Source organism: Flavobacterium cyclinae, from assembly GCF_021172145.1.
GTDB classification, from domain to species: domain Bacteria; phylum Bacteroidota; class Bacteroidia; order Flavobacteriales; family Flavobacteriaceae; genus Flavobacterium; species Flavobacterium cyclinae.
This window is the reverse complement of the sequence record NZ_CP089095.1, coordinates 984,252-999,876: the sequence shown is the minus strand read 5'-3', so window position 1 is coordinate 999,876 and position 15,625 is coordinate 984,252. Positions and strand designations below refer to the sequence as shown.

Sequence of the window (15,625 nt, the reverse complement as noted above, 5' to 3'; positions counted from 1 at the left end):
TTACTTATTTCTATTTTAGCAAAAAATTATAGATACTATGAGCACAAAATCGATATTAAAGAAGTCGTCGATGACTTTTTTGGAAAATTATTTGAATAATGCCTCGCCAACGGGACATGAAGCGGAAGGACAAAAAATTTGGATGGACTACCTAAAACCGTATGTAGATACTTTTATTACTGACACGTATGGGAGTGCGGTGGGAGTGATTAATCCAGATGCGCCATATAAAGTGGTGATTGAAGGTCATGCTGATGAAATTTCGTGGTATGTGAATTATATTACTGATGACGGATTAATCTATGTGATTAGAAACGGAGGTTCGGATCATCAGATTGCGCCATCGAAGCGTGTGAACATTCATACAAAGAAAGGAATTGTTCGTGGCGTTTTTGGTTGGCCAGCGATTCATACAAGAGGAAGAGCCGGAAAAGCAGAAGAATCAGCAAAAATTGAAAACATATTTATTGACTGTGGTTGCTCTACGAAAGCCGAAGTAGAAGCTTTAGGCGTTCATGTGGGTTGTGTGATTACGTATCCAGATACTTTTGAAATTTTAAACCACGATAAATTTGTGTGTAGAGCCATTGATAACCGCATGGGTGGTTTTATGATTGCCGAAGTAGCGCGTTTATTAAAGGAGAACAAAAAGAAATTGCCTTTTGGATTGTACATCGTGAACTCGGTGCAAGAAGAAATTGGTTTGCGTGGTGCCGAAATGATTACCCAACGCATTAAACCGAACGTTGCCATCGTAACCGATGTTTGCCACGACACGACTACGCCAATGATTGACAAAAAAATTGAAGGCGATTTAAAAATGGGACGCGGACCTGTTATTGCTTACGCTCCGGCGACACAAAACGTTTTACGTGAAATGATTGTGGACACAGCAGTAGAAAACAAAATACCTTTCCAACGCCATGCTACTTCTCGCGTTACCGGAACCGATACTGATGCTTTTGCGTATAGCAATGGCGGTGTTGCCTCGGCTTTGATTTCGTTACCGTTGCGTTATATGCACACTACTGTAGAAATGGTACACCGCGACGACGTAGAAAATGTTATTAAATTGATTTACGAAACGCTATTGAAAATTGAAAATAACGAAACGTTTAGTTATTTTAAATAATAAAAATGTCAGTTCGAGCGAAGTCGAGAATTGAATTTTTACAAAACCTAAAGTCCTCATTTGTTTGAGGATTTTTTTTGTGCTTTTTTTAAAGTTTTTGAAAATATGCAGAAAAACTACAGCAAATTATTTGTGAGAATTTTGTTATATTGCAGGAGAATAAAAAACAATAATATTCTTAAGATATTTATTAATTAATCATCTATGAAAACTGAAAATTTTATAAATAAGCTGTAATGAAAAGTAAGTGGGGATTTTTAAGAGAAACAACTGAATTGGCAAAAAAAGCAGGAATTGATAAAGATACTGGATTACATCGAACAGGATTAGATGAATATTTAAAAGTAATTTTTCCTAATGTTGAAGATTGGATTCACGACAAAACTCTTGGCAAAATAAATGATATAACTTACAAAAGCCGCCCTGATTATAGAAGTGAAACTCTGAAGTTGATAATTGAATTTGATGGATTACAACATTATACCAAACCAGATATTATTGAAAAAGATATTAGACTGACAAAAGTTTACGAAGATTTAGGATATAAAGTAGTGAGAATCCCATATTTTATTCAATTATCAAATAATGCTGTAAAAAAACTATTCGGAATTGAAGTTAAAGAATTTTTATTTGATGAAAGTATTCCTTCTTTAGGGTATAAAGGACAAAACACACCTGCTTATTTATGTCCTGCAGGATTGGCAAGAATGGTAAAAGAATTTCGAGATTTTCCTGAACAATACAAAACTAATTTTGAATTTTTAAAAAAACAGAACGAACCATTCAAAACAGGAATAGAATTTCTTGAAATCGAATTTAATAGAATTCACAATCTAGTCTAATTTAGAATACTATATTTACTCATAAAACTAACCACAAAAAATCCCGCTTTTGCGGGATTTTCTCTTATCGTCTTTTACGAGCGTCGTTGATCAGTTTTAAAATTTCTTCTGATTTTGATTTCTTGGCGTAATCTAAGATGGTTAAACCATTGGCATCTTCAGCGTTGTAATCGGCACCGTTTCTTATTAAGTAATCTACAATTTGAGTTTGCTTGAATAAGATGGCATACATTAAAGGCGTTATACTACGTTCGTCTTTTTTGTTGACGTCTACTCCTATTCCAACTAATTGTTGCACTTTGGCTAAATCGCCTTTACTAATGGCTACATTTAACTGTGATGGTGTAATTTTTACAACGGCAACTGGTGTTGCGATTGTTGTTGTACTTTCACTCGCTTGTAAAGCTGATGTAAACAATAAGGTTACTGCGGGTAGGATTACCCAAAATCTGTTCGTTTTTTTCATGATGATTGATTTTTAATGATTGATATGAATAGGACGAACTCTAAACTGTTTCGTTACAGCATTTTAAAAATCTAACATAACTTTAACAAACCGCAAAAAAATCCCGAGCTAACTCGGGATCCTTTCTATATAAAATTTTCTTTTATCTATTTTGTAAATAATTCAAAACGTTTTTCTCAATTCTTTCATTGATATTGGAAATATCCGCTTTTACGAATTTTTCTCCAATGATGTTTTCGAATAACTCAATGTAACGTTCTGAAACCGTTTCGATGTATTCGTCTGACATAAACGGAATTTGTTGGCCTTCTTTTCCTTGGAAACCGTTTTCAATTAACCAACGACGTACGAACTCTTTTGACAATTGTTTTTGTTCTTCGCCATTTGCTTGTCTTTCAGCATATCCTTCTGCGTAGAAATAACGAGAAGAATCTGGTGTATGGATTTCGTCGATTAATACGATTTGTCCGTCTTTTGTTTTCCCGAATTCGTATTTTGTATCTACTAAGATTAAACCGCGAGACGCTGCAATTTCAGTTCCTCTTTGGTATAAGGCTCTGGTGTATTTTTCTAAGGTTAAATAATCTTCTTCGGTTACAATTCCGTTAGCTAAAATAGCTTCACGAGAAATATCTTCGTCGTGAGAACCGTTATCGGCTTTCGTAGTTGGCGTGATGATTGGTGTTGGGAATTTATCGTTTTCTTTTAAACCTTCTGGCATTTCCACACCACATAGGATTCTTCTTCCTGCTGCATATTCACGCGCTGCATGTCCTGATAAATACCCACGAATTACCATTTCCACTTTGAAAGGCTCACATAAATGTCCTACCGCCACGTTTGGATCTGGAGTTGCTACTAACCAATTCGGTACAATATCAGACGTTAATTCCATGAACTTCGTAGCGATTTGATTAAGGATTTGTCCTTTGTAAGGAATTCCTTTTGGCAAAACCACATCAAATGCCGAAAGACGATCGGTAGCGACCATTACTAATAAGTCATCATTGATATTGTAAACTTCTCTAACTTTTCCACGGTACACCGATTTTTGACCTGGAAAATTGAAATTGGTAGTCGTAATTGTATTCATTATGTTGTGTTGTTGTTTGTGTGGTGCAAAAGTAAACTATTTATTTTCTTTCAAAAAAGATTTCATATGAAAAGTGGTCGAATTCGACCCCTTTAAAATTATTCCTTTTACTTATTCATTAGTAAAAATTATCTCATCACCTCCTTTTTGTGAGCATGGAAGAAAAAATCTTTCTGGTAAACCTTTTTCAAAGTTTATTAAAAAATTAGCTCTTAAATCACAATCTTTAATTTTAGTCCAGTAAATCGATTTATTATTTTTAATTTCATTTGGTAAATCTTCTGGCATTCCAACATTGTATTTTCCTAGATATTTATTATCCAAATTGTAAATTTTAATATTACTTGTTCCATGACAAGTACTTGCTGCTGAGAAAACAAAAAAAGAACTTAAAACTTTGTATTGCTTGCCATTGTTAGTTTTTATAACACCTAAATACTTAATTTTAGTCTTATTACAACCTTCCTTATTTGTTAAATCGTAAGTATATTCCTTTCCTATATTCGCATTTTTAAGAGCCAATGATTCAAACTTTTGAAGTTGCTCAAACTCTGATTCAAAATTATCTTTGTCTGTAAATGAAAAGCAAAATAAGGTCAAAACAAACAAAATTGATTTAGATATGATTTTCATAAAGCCTTTTCATCTAATCATTATTCTCAATACTCTTATATGCATCAATAATTTTCTTAACCAATCGGTGGCGCACGATATCTTTGTCGTCTAAGTAAATGATTCCGATGCCTTCAACATCTTTCAAAACCAAAATAGCTTCTTTCAATCCTGAAATCGTTCTTCGTGGTAAATCCACCTGACCTGGGTCGCCCGTAATGATGAATTTGGCGTTTTTTCCCATACGTGTTAGGAACATTTTCATTTGGGAATGCGTGGTATTTTGTGCTTCATCTAAGATTACGAATGCATTATCTAAAGTTCGTCCACGCATAAACGCTAAAGGAGCAATTTGAATAATGCCTTTTAAAATGTAATCTTCTAAAGTTTGTGGTGGCAACATATCGCGCAACGCATCGTATAAAGGTTGCATGTATGGATCTAACTTTTCCTTCATATCACCAGGAAGAAAACCTAAGTTCTCTCCTGCTTCCACAGCTGGACGTGTTAATATGATTCGCTTGACTTGTTTTTCTTTCAATGCTTTTACAGCCATGGCAACACCGGTATACGTTTTTCCTGTTCCGGCTGGACCGATAGCGAAAACCATATCGTTTTTGTGTACATAATCCACCAATTTTTGTTGGTTAGGCGTCATGGCTTTGATTAACTTTCCTCCTACACCATGCACTAAAATCTTATCGCGATCGTGCATGTGTTCGGCATCATGTTGATGACTCGTTTCTAAAACCCTCAAAATAACATTATCATCAATACTGTTGTAACGCGTAAAATGATGCATCAATCTTTTGAAGCGATTTTCAAACTCATCCAAGATTTCTGGCTCACCAAATGCTTTAAGAGTAGTTCCTCGTGCTACGATTTTAAGTTTTGGATAATACTTCTTAATAGTTTCAAGATGAGCATCTTGCGCACCCCAAAATTCTTTTGGAGCAATGTCGACTAATTCAATGATTCTTTCGTTCAAAGGCTTTCTTTTTTTAATTATTTTTGAAACGCTAAAATTATAGTAGCTTTGCAATCAAATTTAGTAAAAACTACTGTTGGATTTCAAATAAGTTATAAACAAAAAAATGTCAATAATTACTTTAACTACCGACTTTGGACACAAAGACTACTTCGTAGGTGCTTTGAAAGGAAAAATTTTGTCGGAACACAAAGAAGCAGTTATTGTAGACATTTCGCACGAGATTGACTTATTCAACACATTAGAAGCGAGTTACTGTATTGAAGCCGCTTATCACAACTTTCCAAAAGGCACGATTCATATTATTGGTGTGGATAGTGAACGTGTGGGCGATACCCAACATATTGCGATGCAATGGGACGATCATTATTTCATTTGTGCCGATAACGGAATTTTGAATACGTTAATCCAGAAGAAAATTCCACAGAAAATCGTAGCCATTACCATCCACGACCGATTGAATATTGATGCAAGTGATATGGATGTTTTCGTAGCGGTGGCGTGTCATATTGCAAGAGGTGGTTTGTTGAATGTGATTGGTAAGGAAATTCCCGCTTTGAAACCTGTGAGTGTGTTGACCTCTTCGATTTCGGCTGATTTAAATGAAATAAAAGGTCAGATTGTGTATATCGATTCGTTTGGAAATTGCGTTACTAATATTTCGTACAAACAATTTAACGAAACCATTAGAGGTAGAAAATTCGAAATTGTAATTAAAAATAAAAAGTTCAGTCGTTTGCACAAAAACTACTCCGATTTTCCGGTTTCCGATGTGAAACAATTAAAGGATTTAGAAGGTGAATTTTTGGCCTTATTTAATGAAAACGGCTATTTAGAAATTGCAATATATAAGAGTAATCCAAAAACGGTAGGTTCGGCAGCCACCTTATTAGGATTACATTTTAGAGATACGGTATCCATTAAATTCAAATAAAAATATGTTCATAAGAATTGTAAAAATGCGTTTTCACGAAGATAAAATCGAAGCTTTTTTAAATAATTTTGAAGAAGTGAAACACCACATACGAAACTTCGAAGGAAACCGTTTCTTAGAATTGTATCAAGACAAAAACGATAAACGTATTTTCTTCACGTACAGTTATTGGGAAAACGAGGAAGCATTAGAAAATTACAGAAAATCGGATTTGTTTGAAGGCGTTTGGAGTTATACTAAAACGTTGTTTAGCGATAAGCCAGAAGCTTGGAGTGTGGATAGATTGGTAACTTTAAGTTAGGAGTTGGAAGATGGAAGTTGGGAGAAAAACCTGAAACCTGAAACCTGAAACAAAAAATAAAAAAATAAATGAAAGCATTATTATTACGAGAAATAAAATCCTTTTTTGGTTCGCCGATTGGATATTTAGTCATCGGGATTTTTCTTTTACTCAACGGATTATTTCTTTGGGTTTTTGAAGGCGAATTCAACATATTAAACTCGGGTTTTGCCGATATGAGTCCGTTTTTCAAATTGGCGCCATGGATTTTAATTTTCTTAATTCCTGCTGTAACCATGCGCAGTTTTTCAGATGAGAAAAAACAAGGTACGATTGAATTGTTGTTTACCAAACCGCTTTCGAATTGGGACATCGTAAACGGAAAATTCTTAGGTGCTTTGGTGTTAATCATTTTAGCGATTGTTCCAACGATCATTTATGTGTTGACGATTTCGCATTTTGGAAATCCGCAAGGCAATATTGATATGGGAAGTACACTTGGTTCGTATTTCGGATTATTGTTCTTAATTGCGGCTTATACGGCGATTGGAATTTTTGCTTCTACTTTATCAGATAACCAAATTGTGGCATTTATAATTGCGGTTTTTTGTTGTTTCTTTTTCTATTTTGGGTTTGATGGCATTGCTTCTTTCCTTGGAAATTATAGTTCGATGTTTGCTGCTTTAGGAATGGATTATCACTTTAAAAGTATGAGTCGCGGTGTGTTAGATACACGAGATATTGTGTACTTTGTGAGTGTGACGTTTTTATTTTTATCGGCAACGGTTTATCAACTTAAATCTTTGAAATGGTAATGAAGGAGAACAAATCAAAAGCATTAAAGCAATTAGGAATTGTATTTTTAGCAATCATCGTTATCAATTTAATCAGCAACTTCTTTTTCAAACGTTTCGACTTAACACAAGACAAACGCTATACGTTATCGGAAACGACTTTAAACATTATTAAAAGTGTGGATAGTCCGTTATACATTGAAGTGTATTTGGAAGGAAATTTTCCACCAGAATTCAAGCGTTTACAAATCGAAACCAAACAACTTTTAGAAGAATTCTCAGCTTATAATTCAAACATTATTTTCAACTTCAAAAATCCGATTGAGAAAAAGGAAACAATAGTTGAAGTAATGAAACAATTTCAACTTAAAGGCTTGCAACCTTTGAGTATTACCGTGGAAGACAAAGGAAAACAATCGCAAGAAGTAGTTTTTCCTTGGGCACAAGCAACGTATGGCGATAAATTCACGAAAGTGGCTTTATTGAAAAACTTAATGGGAGCTTCTACGGAACAAAAAGTAATTAGTTCGGTACAGCATTTGGAATTTGGTTTTGCGGAAGCTATCAATAAAATTTCGAAAGAAAAACAAAAGAAAATTGCTATTATCAAAGGAAATGGAGAACTTATTGAGCCTTATATGGCCGACTTCCTTAAGACCGTTAAAGAAAGTTATTACATTGGACCTTTTACTTTAGATTCAGTAGCAAAACAACCTACTCAGACTTTAGAAGCGCTTAAAAAATATGATTTAGCAGTTATTGCAAAACCAACAGAAGCTTTCTCTGAAGCAGAAAAACAAGTGTTAGACCAGTTTATAATGAATGGTGGAAAAACGCTTTGGTTAATTGATGCTGTTTCAGCCGATATGGATAGTTTGTATAACGAATCGGGTACTATTTTACCTGCAACACGAGATTTGAATTTAACGGATATGTTTTTTAAATATGGTATCCGAATTACACCGTCAATAATTAAAGATGAATACGGAACACCTATTAAACTAGCAACCGGAAATCAAGGAAGCGAAACGCAATACCAACAATATACTTGGCGTTTTTCACCGTTTATTTATCCGGTTTCAACACATCCTTTAGTTAAAAACATGGAAGGAATTAAGTTTGAATTCGCTTCTCCTATTGAAATATTAAAAAATGATGTTCGTAAAACTATTTTATTAGCTTCATCAGAATATTCCAAAACTGTGGGAATGTTAACCCCAATATCATTAGATATGGTTACGGAAGAAACCACTCCTGAAGAATACGAAGGCAAAGGATTGATTCCTGTTGCGGTTTTAATGGAAGGAAAATTCAAATCTGCATATCAAAACAGAATTTTACCTTTCCAAGACAAATCGTTTCAATCATTAGGAAAAGAAAACAAAATGATTGTGGTTTCTGATGGCGATATAATTAAAAATCAAATAGACAAAGGCGTGCCATTAGAATTAGGTTTCGACAAATGGACCAATCAATTATATGGTAACAAAGAGTTCTTAATGAACTGCGTAAATTATCTTTTAGACGATAACGGACTTATTAACATCCGAAGTAAAGATGTCGATTTACCACTTTTAAACAAAGAAGAAGTATATAAAAATTACAGTATGGCACAAATGATAACTGTCGGATTACCAATAGTTATTTTAGCTATCTTTGGGTTTTTATTTACTTTCTTGCGAAAAAGAAAATACAGCCGCTAGTTGTTAATAAAATTGTTTTTGCGGTTGAACAGAATTAGAATATATTTGTGAAATATAAAATCAAATCACGATTTTAAAATACAAGATGATGAAGTTTATAGTATCGAGTTCGTATTTATTAAAACAATTACAAGTTTTAGGAAGTGTTATCAACAGTAGTAACACCTTACCTATCCTTGATAATTTCCTATTTGAATTAGACAACAACCAATTAAAAGTTTCTGCTTCTGATTTAGAAACAACCATGACGGCTACGTTAGAAATTGATTCTACAAGTCAAGGAAGTGTTGCTATTCCAGCAAAACTTTTATTAGATATCTTAAAAACCTTCCCAGAGCAACCGTTAACGTTTACCGTTGAAGACAATTCGACCGTAGAAATTAGCTCAAACTCGGGTAAATATGCCATTGCTTATGCACCAGGAGAAGAATTTCCTAAAGCGGTAGTTTTAGATGATCCTTCAAAAACATTAGTTCCTGCTGAAGTATTAGCAACTGCAATAAGTAAAACCATCTTCGCTGCTGGAAACGATGATTTACGCCCTGTAATGAGTGGTGTTTTCTTCCAATTTTCACCAGAAGGATTAATCTTCGTTGCTACAGACGCACACAAATTAGTAAAATATGCTCGCACCGATGTAAAAGCATCTCAAGTAGCGGATTTTATTATGCCAAAAAAACCTTTAAACATTTTAAAAGGAATTTTAGCAGCATCAGATGCTGAAGTAGCTATCGAATATAACGATTCTAATGCAACTTTTTCTTTCGAGAATTATGTATTAACTTGTCGTTTGATCGATGGAAAATATCCAAACTACGAGGCGGTAATTCCAAAAGAAAATCCAAACAAATTATTAATCAACAGAGTTCAGTTTTTAAACTCGGTTCGTCGTGTGGCTATCTTTGCTAACAAAACAACGCACCAAATCCGTTTAAAAATAGCAGGAACCGAATTGAATATATCAGCAGAAGATATCGATTACTCTAACAAAGCAGACGAGCGTTTGACTTGTGATTACCAAGGAGACGATATGCAAATCGGGTTCAACTCACGTTTCTTAACGGAAATGTTGAATAATTTATCAAGTGATGAAATCCAATTAGAAATGTCAATGCCAAACAGAGCTGGAATTTTAACTCCAGTAGATGGCTTAGACGAAGGCGAAACAGTTACGATGCTTGTAATGCCAGTAATGTTGAGCAACTAATTTAAAATATTTGATTTTACAGTTTTAACTGAGAATCTTATTACCAACCTTAACTAACTTAAAAACCACTTGGCTTTGGCTTTAGTGGTTTTTTAATTTTATTAAGCTCAAGAATTAAATTTAAACGCAAAGAGGCAAAGTTTTCTCGCAAAGGAAGCAAAAGAAAACTCTGTGTAACTTAGCGCTAAACTTTGTAAGACTTTGTGTAACTAAAAAAACTTCTAACTTCTAACTTCTAACTTCTGACTTTGATTTATCTTTGCAATCTAAATTTAGAACATGATTCCACAAGAAACCATAGTTGCATTAGCTACACCGTCTGGAGCGGGTGCGATTGCTATTATTCGATTATCTGGTAAAGATGCTATTACGATAGCTGCTGAAGTATTTCAATCGGTTTCAGGAAAAGATATCACGAAACAGAAGACGCATACGATTCACTTAGGGCATATTGTAGACCCTTCGACAAGCTCAGGACAGGCTGGCAAAGTGTACGACCAAGTGTTACTTTCGATTTTCAAAGGTCCGAATTCGTACACAGGGGAAAACGTGATTGAAATTTCGTGTCATGGTTCTACTTTTATTCAACAACAAATCATCCAATTATTGCTTCGTAAAGGCGCTAAAATGGCGCAAGCAGGTGAATTTACTTTACGAGCATTTTTAAACGGGAAATTAGACTTATCACAAGCAGAAGCGGTGGCTGATTTGATTGCTTCGGACAATGAAGCGAGTCACCAAATTGCGATGCAACAAATGCGTGGCGGTTTCAGTAACGAGATTGCTAAATTGCGTGAAGAATTACTGAATTTTGCTTCTCTAATCGAATTAGAATTAGACTTTGCAGAAGAAGATGTGGAATTTGCCGATAGAACACAATTTCATGATTTATTGGAAAGAATTGAATTCGTTTTAAAACGTTTGATTGATTCGTTTGCTGTTGGTAACGTAATTAAAAACGGAATTCCAGTAGCTATTGTAGGCGAACCAAATGTTGGAAAATCGACTTTATTGAATGCTTTATTGAATGAAGAACGCGCCATTGTTTCTGACATTGCAGGAACAACTCGTGATACGATTGAAGATGAATTAGTAATCGACGGAATTGGTTTCCGATTTATTGATACGGCAGGAATTCGTGAAACAAAGGATGTGGTGGAAAGTATTGGAATTCAGAAGACATTTGAGAAGATTGAGCAAGCGCAAGTAGTTCTTTTCTTGGTTGACAGTTCTAAGTTGTCTGTTGACAGTTTAGCTTTGCTAAAAAATGAAACTGAACAGATTATAAACAAATATCCTTTAAAAACGGTTGTAGTTATTGCTAATAAGGCTGATTTACTTTCATTGGAACAAAAAAACACTATACAAGCTACAATCGACAATATACATTTTTTAAGTGCTAAACATAAAGAAGGAATAGATGAATTAAAAAACACTTTACTTTCATTCGTAAACACTGGTGCATTAAGAAATAATGAAACGATTGTTACCAATACACGTCACTATGATTCATTATTAAAAGCATTAGAGGAAATTCAAAAAGTAAAATGGGGATTGGATTCAGGGCTTTCTTCTGACTTAATGGCGATTGATATTCGTTCTGCTCTACACTATTTTGGAGAGATTACTGGAGAAGTTACTAACGACGAGCTTTTAGGAAATATTTTTGCGAATTTTTGTATCGGGAAGTAATATATTTAGAACTTTCACTCCACTCCACTCATCTTAATTTGCAAATGATCTAGCAAGACTTGATATTTACTAATTTCTCTCAAAACAGCTTCATCAATTGTAACATCCATCATCTCGTCTAAAGTATCACTTACTTCAATTAATTTAATACTAGCTTGAGTATAATTCTTAATAGCAATATTATCAATGATAAATTGAATGTCTTTTTTAATTGTGTAAAATTGGTCTTTCATTTTATTTAAGCAACTCTTTTTTTAAAATTTGTAATGATTTATTGGTTGTAATTAATTGTAAAATAATTTCTTTACGAAGTTGCTCTAAATCATCAAAATCCAAATATTTCGCCCAAGTATCCGATTCCAAAATTTCTTTTATTTGTCGGATGACTTTTGCCGTTTCGGAAGCATTTCTTAAAACTGCTTTTCCATCATAGTTGGGATTGAATTTATGTTGAAACGTTACATTATTGATTTCGAAATTTACTTCAATATAAAAAAGATTTTCGATTTCGTTATTCGGATAAAAATTTGTCCAATTAGCATAACCTATTCGACTTTGACCATTATTAACTTTTGAACTTGAGTCCGAATTTGTCTTTGAAATTAAACGCCATCTGCAATTAGCAGCTCTTCCCCAGTGGTTGGAAATACGATACACTCCTTTATCAGTAAAACAATAACCACTTCCCGATTTACTTTTAAAATGCCTATCGATATTTGGAATCAACGTTGCATCAACCTCTGTAAACTCACAAAAAGTATGTTTATGAAAATTGGTTTTATTATATTTTTTTAAAGTCATATATCGCAAAATCGATTTCTTTGTAACAAAAGTAACATATGATTTTTAAAGATTCGTTGTATATTTACAAAAAAGATTACTAATGAAAGACATACTAACGCAATCCTACGGGTATATTTTTGAAGAAGCTTTAATAGATGAAATTGCAAAAGTAGCTGTATACAAAGAATTTAAGGCCGATGAATTTTTAATCGAAATTGGTGATTATATAAAATCCATGCCACTTTTATTAACGGGTGCTATTAAAATATTGAGAGAAGATGAAAATGGCGATGAACTTTTATTATATTTTTTAGAACGTGGTGATACGTGTGCCATGACGCTGACTTGTTGTATGGGACAATCTAAAAGTCGCATTCGTGCTATAGCAGAAACCGATGGAGCGATGTTGATGATTCCTGTTGAAAAAATGGAAGAATGGTTGACCAAATACAAAACATGGAGAAACTTCGTATTTGATAGTTACAATGTCCGATTAAACGAAATGTTAGAAGCGATTGACACCTTGGCTTTCATGAATTTAGACGAACGCTTATACAAATATTTAACCGATAAGGCAAAAGTAATTGGCGATACCGAAATTAAAAATACACATCAAGAAATTGCTTACGAAATGCATACTTCAAGAGTTGTAATTTCCCGATTATTAAAAGCCTTAGAATTGCAAGGCAAAATCAAATTACACCGAAATAAAATCGAAATCCTTCAATTCTAATGGAGATTTTAGGCTATGTTGGCGCATTATTTATTGGATTAGTTTTAGGACTAACAGGCGGAGGTGGGTCAATTTTAACCGTTCCGATTTTGGTGTACTTAATGAGTGTAAGTCCTGTTACAGCAACTGCTTACTCCTTATTTATTGTTGGAACAACATCTACTTTTGGTGCGATTCAAAACTATAGAAAAAACTTAATCGATATTAAAAACGGATTCATTTTTGCCATTCCGTCTTTTATAGCAGTTTATTTAACACGTAAATATATTGTACCCGAAATCCCTAAAGTCATAATAGAATCACCAATTCTCATCACGAAAAACACGTTTCTAATGTTGTTTTTTGCAGTGATTATGATTTTCGGAGCACTTTCAGTATTAAAAAAGAAAAGTCAAGACACCAATAACGAAGAAAAAAGAAATCTAATTCTAATAGGAATTCAAACCTTCACTATTGGAATCATCATAGGATTGGTTGGAGCTGGTGGCGGATTTTTAATAATTCCGTCATTGATTTTATTTGCCAAATTACCAATGCGAAAAGCCGTTGGGACTTCCCTATTCATTATCGCCATGAACTCTTTAGTTGGATTTATGGGTGATGTACAAAATTTAGAAATCGATTGGTTGTTTTTATTAACATTTTCAGCTATTTCAGTTGTTGGAATATTTGTGGGAATGTACCTCACAAAATACACGAATGAAAGCCAATTAAAGAAGATTTTTGCTTACTTTGTATTACTCATGGCGGCAATTATCTTGTTAAAAGAAATGTAAATGTAACTTTGAGTACAGAAAAAGTAAATTTTAGAACGTAAATTTGTAAAAAATAAGATATTATGAAAATCGAACAAATATATACTGGATGCATTGCTCACGCTGCGTATTACATTGAAAGTAATGGAGAAGCTGCAATTGTGGATCCATTGAGAGAAGTTCAACCTTATATCGAAAAAGCGAATAAAGACAACGCTAAAATCAAATACATTTTTGAAACGCATTTTCATGCAGATTTCGTTTCAGGACATTTAGATTTAGCAAAGAAAACTGGAGCTTCTATTGTTTATGGTCCAACTGCAAAGCCAAATTTTGAATGTATTGTTGCAACAGATGGACAAGAATTTAAAGTTGGTACTGTTACAATCAAAGCAATTCACACTCCAGGCCATACATTAGAAAGTACTTGCTATTTAGTTACTGATGAAACTGGAAAACAACACGGAATCATCACGGGAGACACATTATTCATCGGTGATGTAGGTCGTCCTGATTTAGCACAAGAATTAGTAGAAGATCTAACACAAGAAGTTTTAGCAAGTCATCTATATGATTCATTACGTAATAAAATTATGCCGTTAAACGATGATTTAATTATTTATCCAAATCACGGTGCCGGTAGTGCGTGTGGAAAAAACATGAGTAAAGAAACTACTGATACTTTAGGGAATCAAAAGAAAGTCAACTATGCTTTAAGAGCCGATATGACTAAAGAAGAATTCATCAAAGAATTATTAGATGGATTAACGCCTCCTCCTGCTTATTTTCCACAAAATGTATTGATGAATATTCAAGGTTATGAAAGTTTGGATGCCGTAATGTCAAAAGCAGAAACGCCTTTACATCCAAAAGAATTTGAAGCGGTTGCGAATCAAACAGATGCTTTAATTTTAGATGTACGAAACGAGAATGACTTCGTAAAAGAACATATACCAGGATCTATTTTCATTGGATTACATGGGCAATTTGCTCCTTGGGTTGGAGCATTAATCAGAGATACCAAACAACCTATTTTATTAATTACGCCAGAAGGAAAAGAAGTAGAAACCATTACAAGATTATCTCGTGTAGGATTTGATAATACGTTAGGTTTTTTATTAGGAGGAATCGAAGGATGGAAAGCCGCAGGTTACGAAACGGACAGTATTGAATCTATTTCGCCTGAAGTTTTCGCAACACAATATGAAACTGCACCAGTTATCGACTCAAGAAAACCAGGAGAATATACAGCGCAACACGTTGTAAATGCTAAAAATATTCCATTAGACTACGTAAACGAACAATTAGCCGAAGTACCAAAAGATGAGAAATTCTTCATTCATTGTGCAGGTGGCTATCGTTCAGTAATTATGTCGTCAATATTAAAAGCTAGAGGCTACCATAACATGATTAACGTAGAAAAAGGAATGGCCGGCATCAGAACTACTGATGTTCCATTAACAGCTTATGTTTGTCCGAGTACATTGAAATAAAATAATTTGTAGATAAATTATGAAATCCGACATCGAAAGAGTCGGATTTTTTTTGCGTTACACCGCTTAATCGAGTCGAGCTATCCGTACTCGCTTTACTTAAAATTTTAAAGAATTT

General features: G+C 33.9%; 17 protein-coding genes. 11 read left to right on the top strand and 6 right to left on the bottom strand.

All coding sequences use genetic code 11. From position 1 onward, the window contains the following. The first annotated feature begins 37 nt into the window (after positions 1–37). A complete protein-coding gene (locus tag LOS86_RS04760) occupies positions 38–1,132 on the top strand; it encodes a M42 family metallopeptidase (protein WP_231843485.1) in 1,095 nt (364 codons plus the stop codon). A gap of 236 nt (positions 1,133–1,368) precedes the next feature. Continuing rightward, the gene (locus LOS86_RS04755) at positions 1,369–1,974 is read left to right on the top strand and encodes a DUF559 domain-containing protein (protein WP_231843484.1); all 606 of its coding nucleotides are present in this window, start codon (positions 1,369–1,371) and stop codon (positions 1,972–1,974) included. 64 nt (positions 1,975–2,038) lie between these two features. On the opposite strand, the gene LOS86_RS04750 is transcribed toward LOS86_RS04755, so the two are convergent. From LOS86_RS04750 to LOS86_RS04735, 4 genes are all read right to left on the bottom strand, one after another. Then, positions 2,039–2,440, bottom strand: a complete 402-nt coding sequence (locus LOS86_RS04750) for an ankyrin repeat domain-containing protein (RefSeq protein ID WP_231843483.1) — start codon at positions 2,438–2,440, stop codon at positions 2,039–2,041. 142 nt (positions 2,441–2,582) lie between these two features. Further along, positions 2,583–3,533 carry a phosphoribosylaminoimidazolesuccinocarboxamide synthase gene (locus LOS86_RS04745; RefSeq protein WP_194096364.1) on the bottom strand — a complete coding sequence of 317 codons (951 nt, stop codon included), beginning with the start codon at positions 3,531–3,533 and terminating at the stop codon, positions 2,583–2,585. Positions 3,534–3,644: 111 nt separating this feature from the next. Then, positions 3,645–4,166 (bottom strand): hypothetical protein, encoded by a 522-nt coding sequence (locus tag LOS86_RS04740; RefSeq protein ID WP_231843482.1) that lies wholly within the window; start codon positions 4,164–4,166, stop codon positions 3,645–3,647. 13 nt (positions 4,167–4,179) lie between these two features. Beyond that, positions 4,180–5,133: a PhoH family protein gene (locus LOS86_RS04735; protein ID WP_231843481.1), complete on the bottom strand. Its 954-nt coding sequence runs from the start codon at positions 5,131–5,133 to the stop codon at positions 4,180–4,182. A 106-nt stretch (positions 5,134–5,239) separates the two neighbouring features. On the opposite strand from LOS86_RS04735, the gene LOS86_RS04730 reads away from it, so the two are divergent. From LOS86_RS04730 to mnmE, 6 genes are all read left to right on the top strand, one after another. Continuing rightward, on the top strand, positions 5,240–6,067 hold the full coding sequence (locus LOS86_RS04730) for an SAM hydrolase/SAM-dependent halogenase family protein (protein WP_231843480.1): 828 nt from the start codon (positions 5,240–5,242) through the stop codon (positions 6,065–6,067). Positions 6,068–6,071: 4 nt separating this feature from the next. Then, the gene (locus LOS86_RS04725) at positions 6,072–6,368 is read left to right on the top strand and encodes a putative quinol monooxygenase (protein ID WP_231843479.1); all 297 of its coding nucleotides are present in this window, start codon (positions 6,072–6,074) and stop codon (positions 6,366–6,368) included. Between the two features lie 68 nt (positions 6,369–6,436). Continuing rightward, positions 6,437–7,162, top strand: a complete 726-nt coding sequence (gldF, locus tag LOS86_RS04720; protein ID WP_133610940.1) for a gliding motility-associated ABC transporter permease subunit GldF — start codon at positions 6,437–6,439, stop codon at positions 7,160–7,162. Beyond that, positions 7,162–8,844, top strand: coding sequence for a gliding motility-associated ABC transporter substrate-binding protein GldG (gldG, locus tag LOS86_RS04715; RefSeq protein ID WP_374107580.1), 1,683 nt, complete (start codon positions 7,162–7,164; stop codon positions 8,842–8,844). Before gldF ends, gldG begins: the two co-directional genes overlap by 1 nt. A gap of 88 nt (positions 8,845–8,932) precedes the next feature. Then, complete coding sequence (dnaN, locus tag LOS86_RS04710) at positions 8,933–10,051, top strand: DNA polymerase III subunit beta (RefSeq protein ID WP_231843477.1); 1,119 nt, start codon at positions 8,933–8,935, stop codon at positions 10,049–10,051. A 279-nt stretch (positions 10,052–10,330) separates the two neighbouring features. Further along, entirely contained in the window at positions 10,331–11,743 is a 1,413-nt protein-coding gene (mnmE, locus tag LOS86_RS04705) for a tRNA uridine-5-carboxymethylaminomethyl(34) synthesis GTPase MnmE (RefSeq protein ID WP_231843476.1), read from the top strand. A 14-nt stretch (positions 11,744–11,757) separates the two neighbouring features. On the opposite strand, the gene LOS86_RS04700 is transcribed toward mnmE, so the two are convergent. Then, on the bottom strand, positions 11,758–11,976 hold the full coding sequence (locus tag LOS86_RS04700) for a hypothetical protein (RefSeq protein WP_231843475.1): 219 nt from the start codon (positions 11,974–11,976) through the stop codon (positions 11,758–11,760). Position 11,977: 1 nt separating this feature from the next. Then, the gene (locus LOS86_RS04695; protein ID WP_231843474.1) at positions 11,978–12,544 is read right to left on the bottom strand and encodes a hypothetical protein; all 567 of its coding nucleotides are present in this window, start codon (positions 12,542–12,544) and stop codon (positions 11,978–11,980) included. Positions 12,545–12,626: 82 nt separating this feature from the next. Between LOS86_RS04695 and LOS86_RS04690 the strand changes: the two genes are divergently transcribed. The 3 genes from LOS86_RS04690 (at position 12,627) to LOS86_RS04680 (ending at position 15,507) form a co-directional block, all read left to right on the top strand. Further along, a complete protein-coding gene (locus tag LOS86_RS04690; protein ID WP_231843473.1) occupies positions 12,627–13,259 on the top strand; it encodes a Crp/Fnr family transcriptional regulator in 633 nt (210 codons plus the stop codon). Beyond that, positions 13,259–14,035 (top strand): sulfite exporter TauE/SafE family protein, encoded by a 777-nt coding sequence (locus tag LOS86_RS04685; RefSeq protein ID WP_231843472.1) that lies wholly within the window; start codon positions 13,259–13,261, stop codon positions 14,033–14,035. Before LOS86_RS04690 ends, LOS86_RS04685 begins: the two co-directional genes overlap by 1 nt. Positions 14,036–14,097: 62 nt before the next feature. Continuing rightward, complete coding sequence (locus LOS86_RS04680; RefSeq protein WP_231843471.1) at positions 14,098–15,507, top strand: MBL fold metallo-hydrolase; 1,410 nt, start codon at positions 14,098–14,100, stop codon at positions 15,505–15,507. Positions 15,508–15,625: the final 118 nt, after the last annotated feature.

Coding starts and splice junctions, on each gene's coding strand:
- LOS86_RS04760 (WP_231843485.1), top strand. CDS start 38: ATGAGCACAAAATCGATATTAAAGAAGTCGTCGATGACTTTTTTGGAA.
- LOS86_RS04755 (WP_231843484.1), top strand. CDS start 1,369: ATGAAAAGTAAGTGGGGATTTTTAAGAGAAACAACTGAATTGGCAAAA.
- LOS86_RS04750 (WP_231843483.1), bottom strand. CDS start 2,440: ATGAAAAAAACGAACAGATTTTGGGTAATCCTACCCGCAGTAACCTTA.
- LOS86_RS04745 (WP_194096364.1), bottom strand. CDS start 3,533: ATGAATACAATTACGACTACCAATTTCAATTTTCCAGGTCAAAAATCG.
- LOS86_RS04740 (WP_231843482.1), bottom strand. CDS start 4,166: ATGAAAATCATATCTAAATCAATTTTGTTTGTTTTGACCTTATTTTGC.
- LOS86_RS04730 (WP_231843480.1), top strand. CDS start 5,240: ATGTCAATAATTACTTTAACTACCGACTTTGGACACAAAGACTACTTC.
- LOS86_RS04725 (WP_231843479.1), top strand. CDS start 6,072: ATGTTCATAAGAATTGTAAAAATGCGTTTTCACGAAGATAAAATCGAA.
- gldF (WP_133610940.1), top strand. CDS start 6,437: ATGAAAGCATTATTATTACGAGAAATAAAATCCTTTTTTGGTTCGCCG.
- gldG (WP_374107580.1), top strand. CDS start 7,162: ATGAAGGAGAACAAATCAAAAGCATTAAAGCAATTAGGAATTGTATTT.
- dnaN (WP_231843477.1), top strand. CDS start 8,933: ATGAAGTTTATAGTATCGAGTTCGTATTTATTAAAACAATTACAAGTT.
- mnmE (WP_231843476.1), top strand. CDS start 10,331: ATGATTCCACAAGAAACCATAGTTGCATTAGCTACACCGTCTGGAGCG.
- LOS86_RS04700 (WP_231843475.1), bottom strand. CDS start 11,976: ATGAAAGACCAATTTTACACAATTAAAAAAGACATTCAATTTATCATT.
- LOS86_RS04695 (WP_231843474.1), bottom strand. CDS start 12,544: ATGACTTTAAAAAAATATAATAAAACCAATTTTCATAAACATACTTTT.
- LOS86_RS04690 (WP_231843473.1), top strand. CDS start 12,627: ATGAAAGACATACTAACGCAATCCTACGGGTATATTTTTGAAGAAGCT.
- LOS86_RS04685 (WP_231843472.1), top strand. CDS start 13,259: ATGGAGATTTTAGGCTATGTTGGCGCATTATTTATTGGATTAGTTTTA.
- LOS86_RS04680 (WP_231843471.1), top strand. CDS start 14,098: ATGAAAATCGAACAAATATATACTGGATGCATTGCTCACGCTGCGTAT.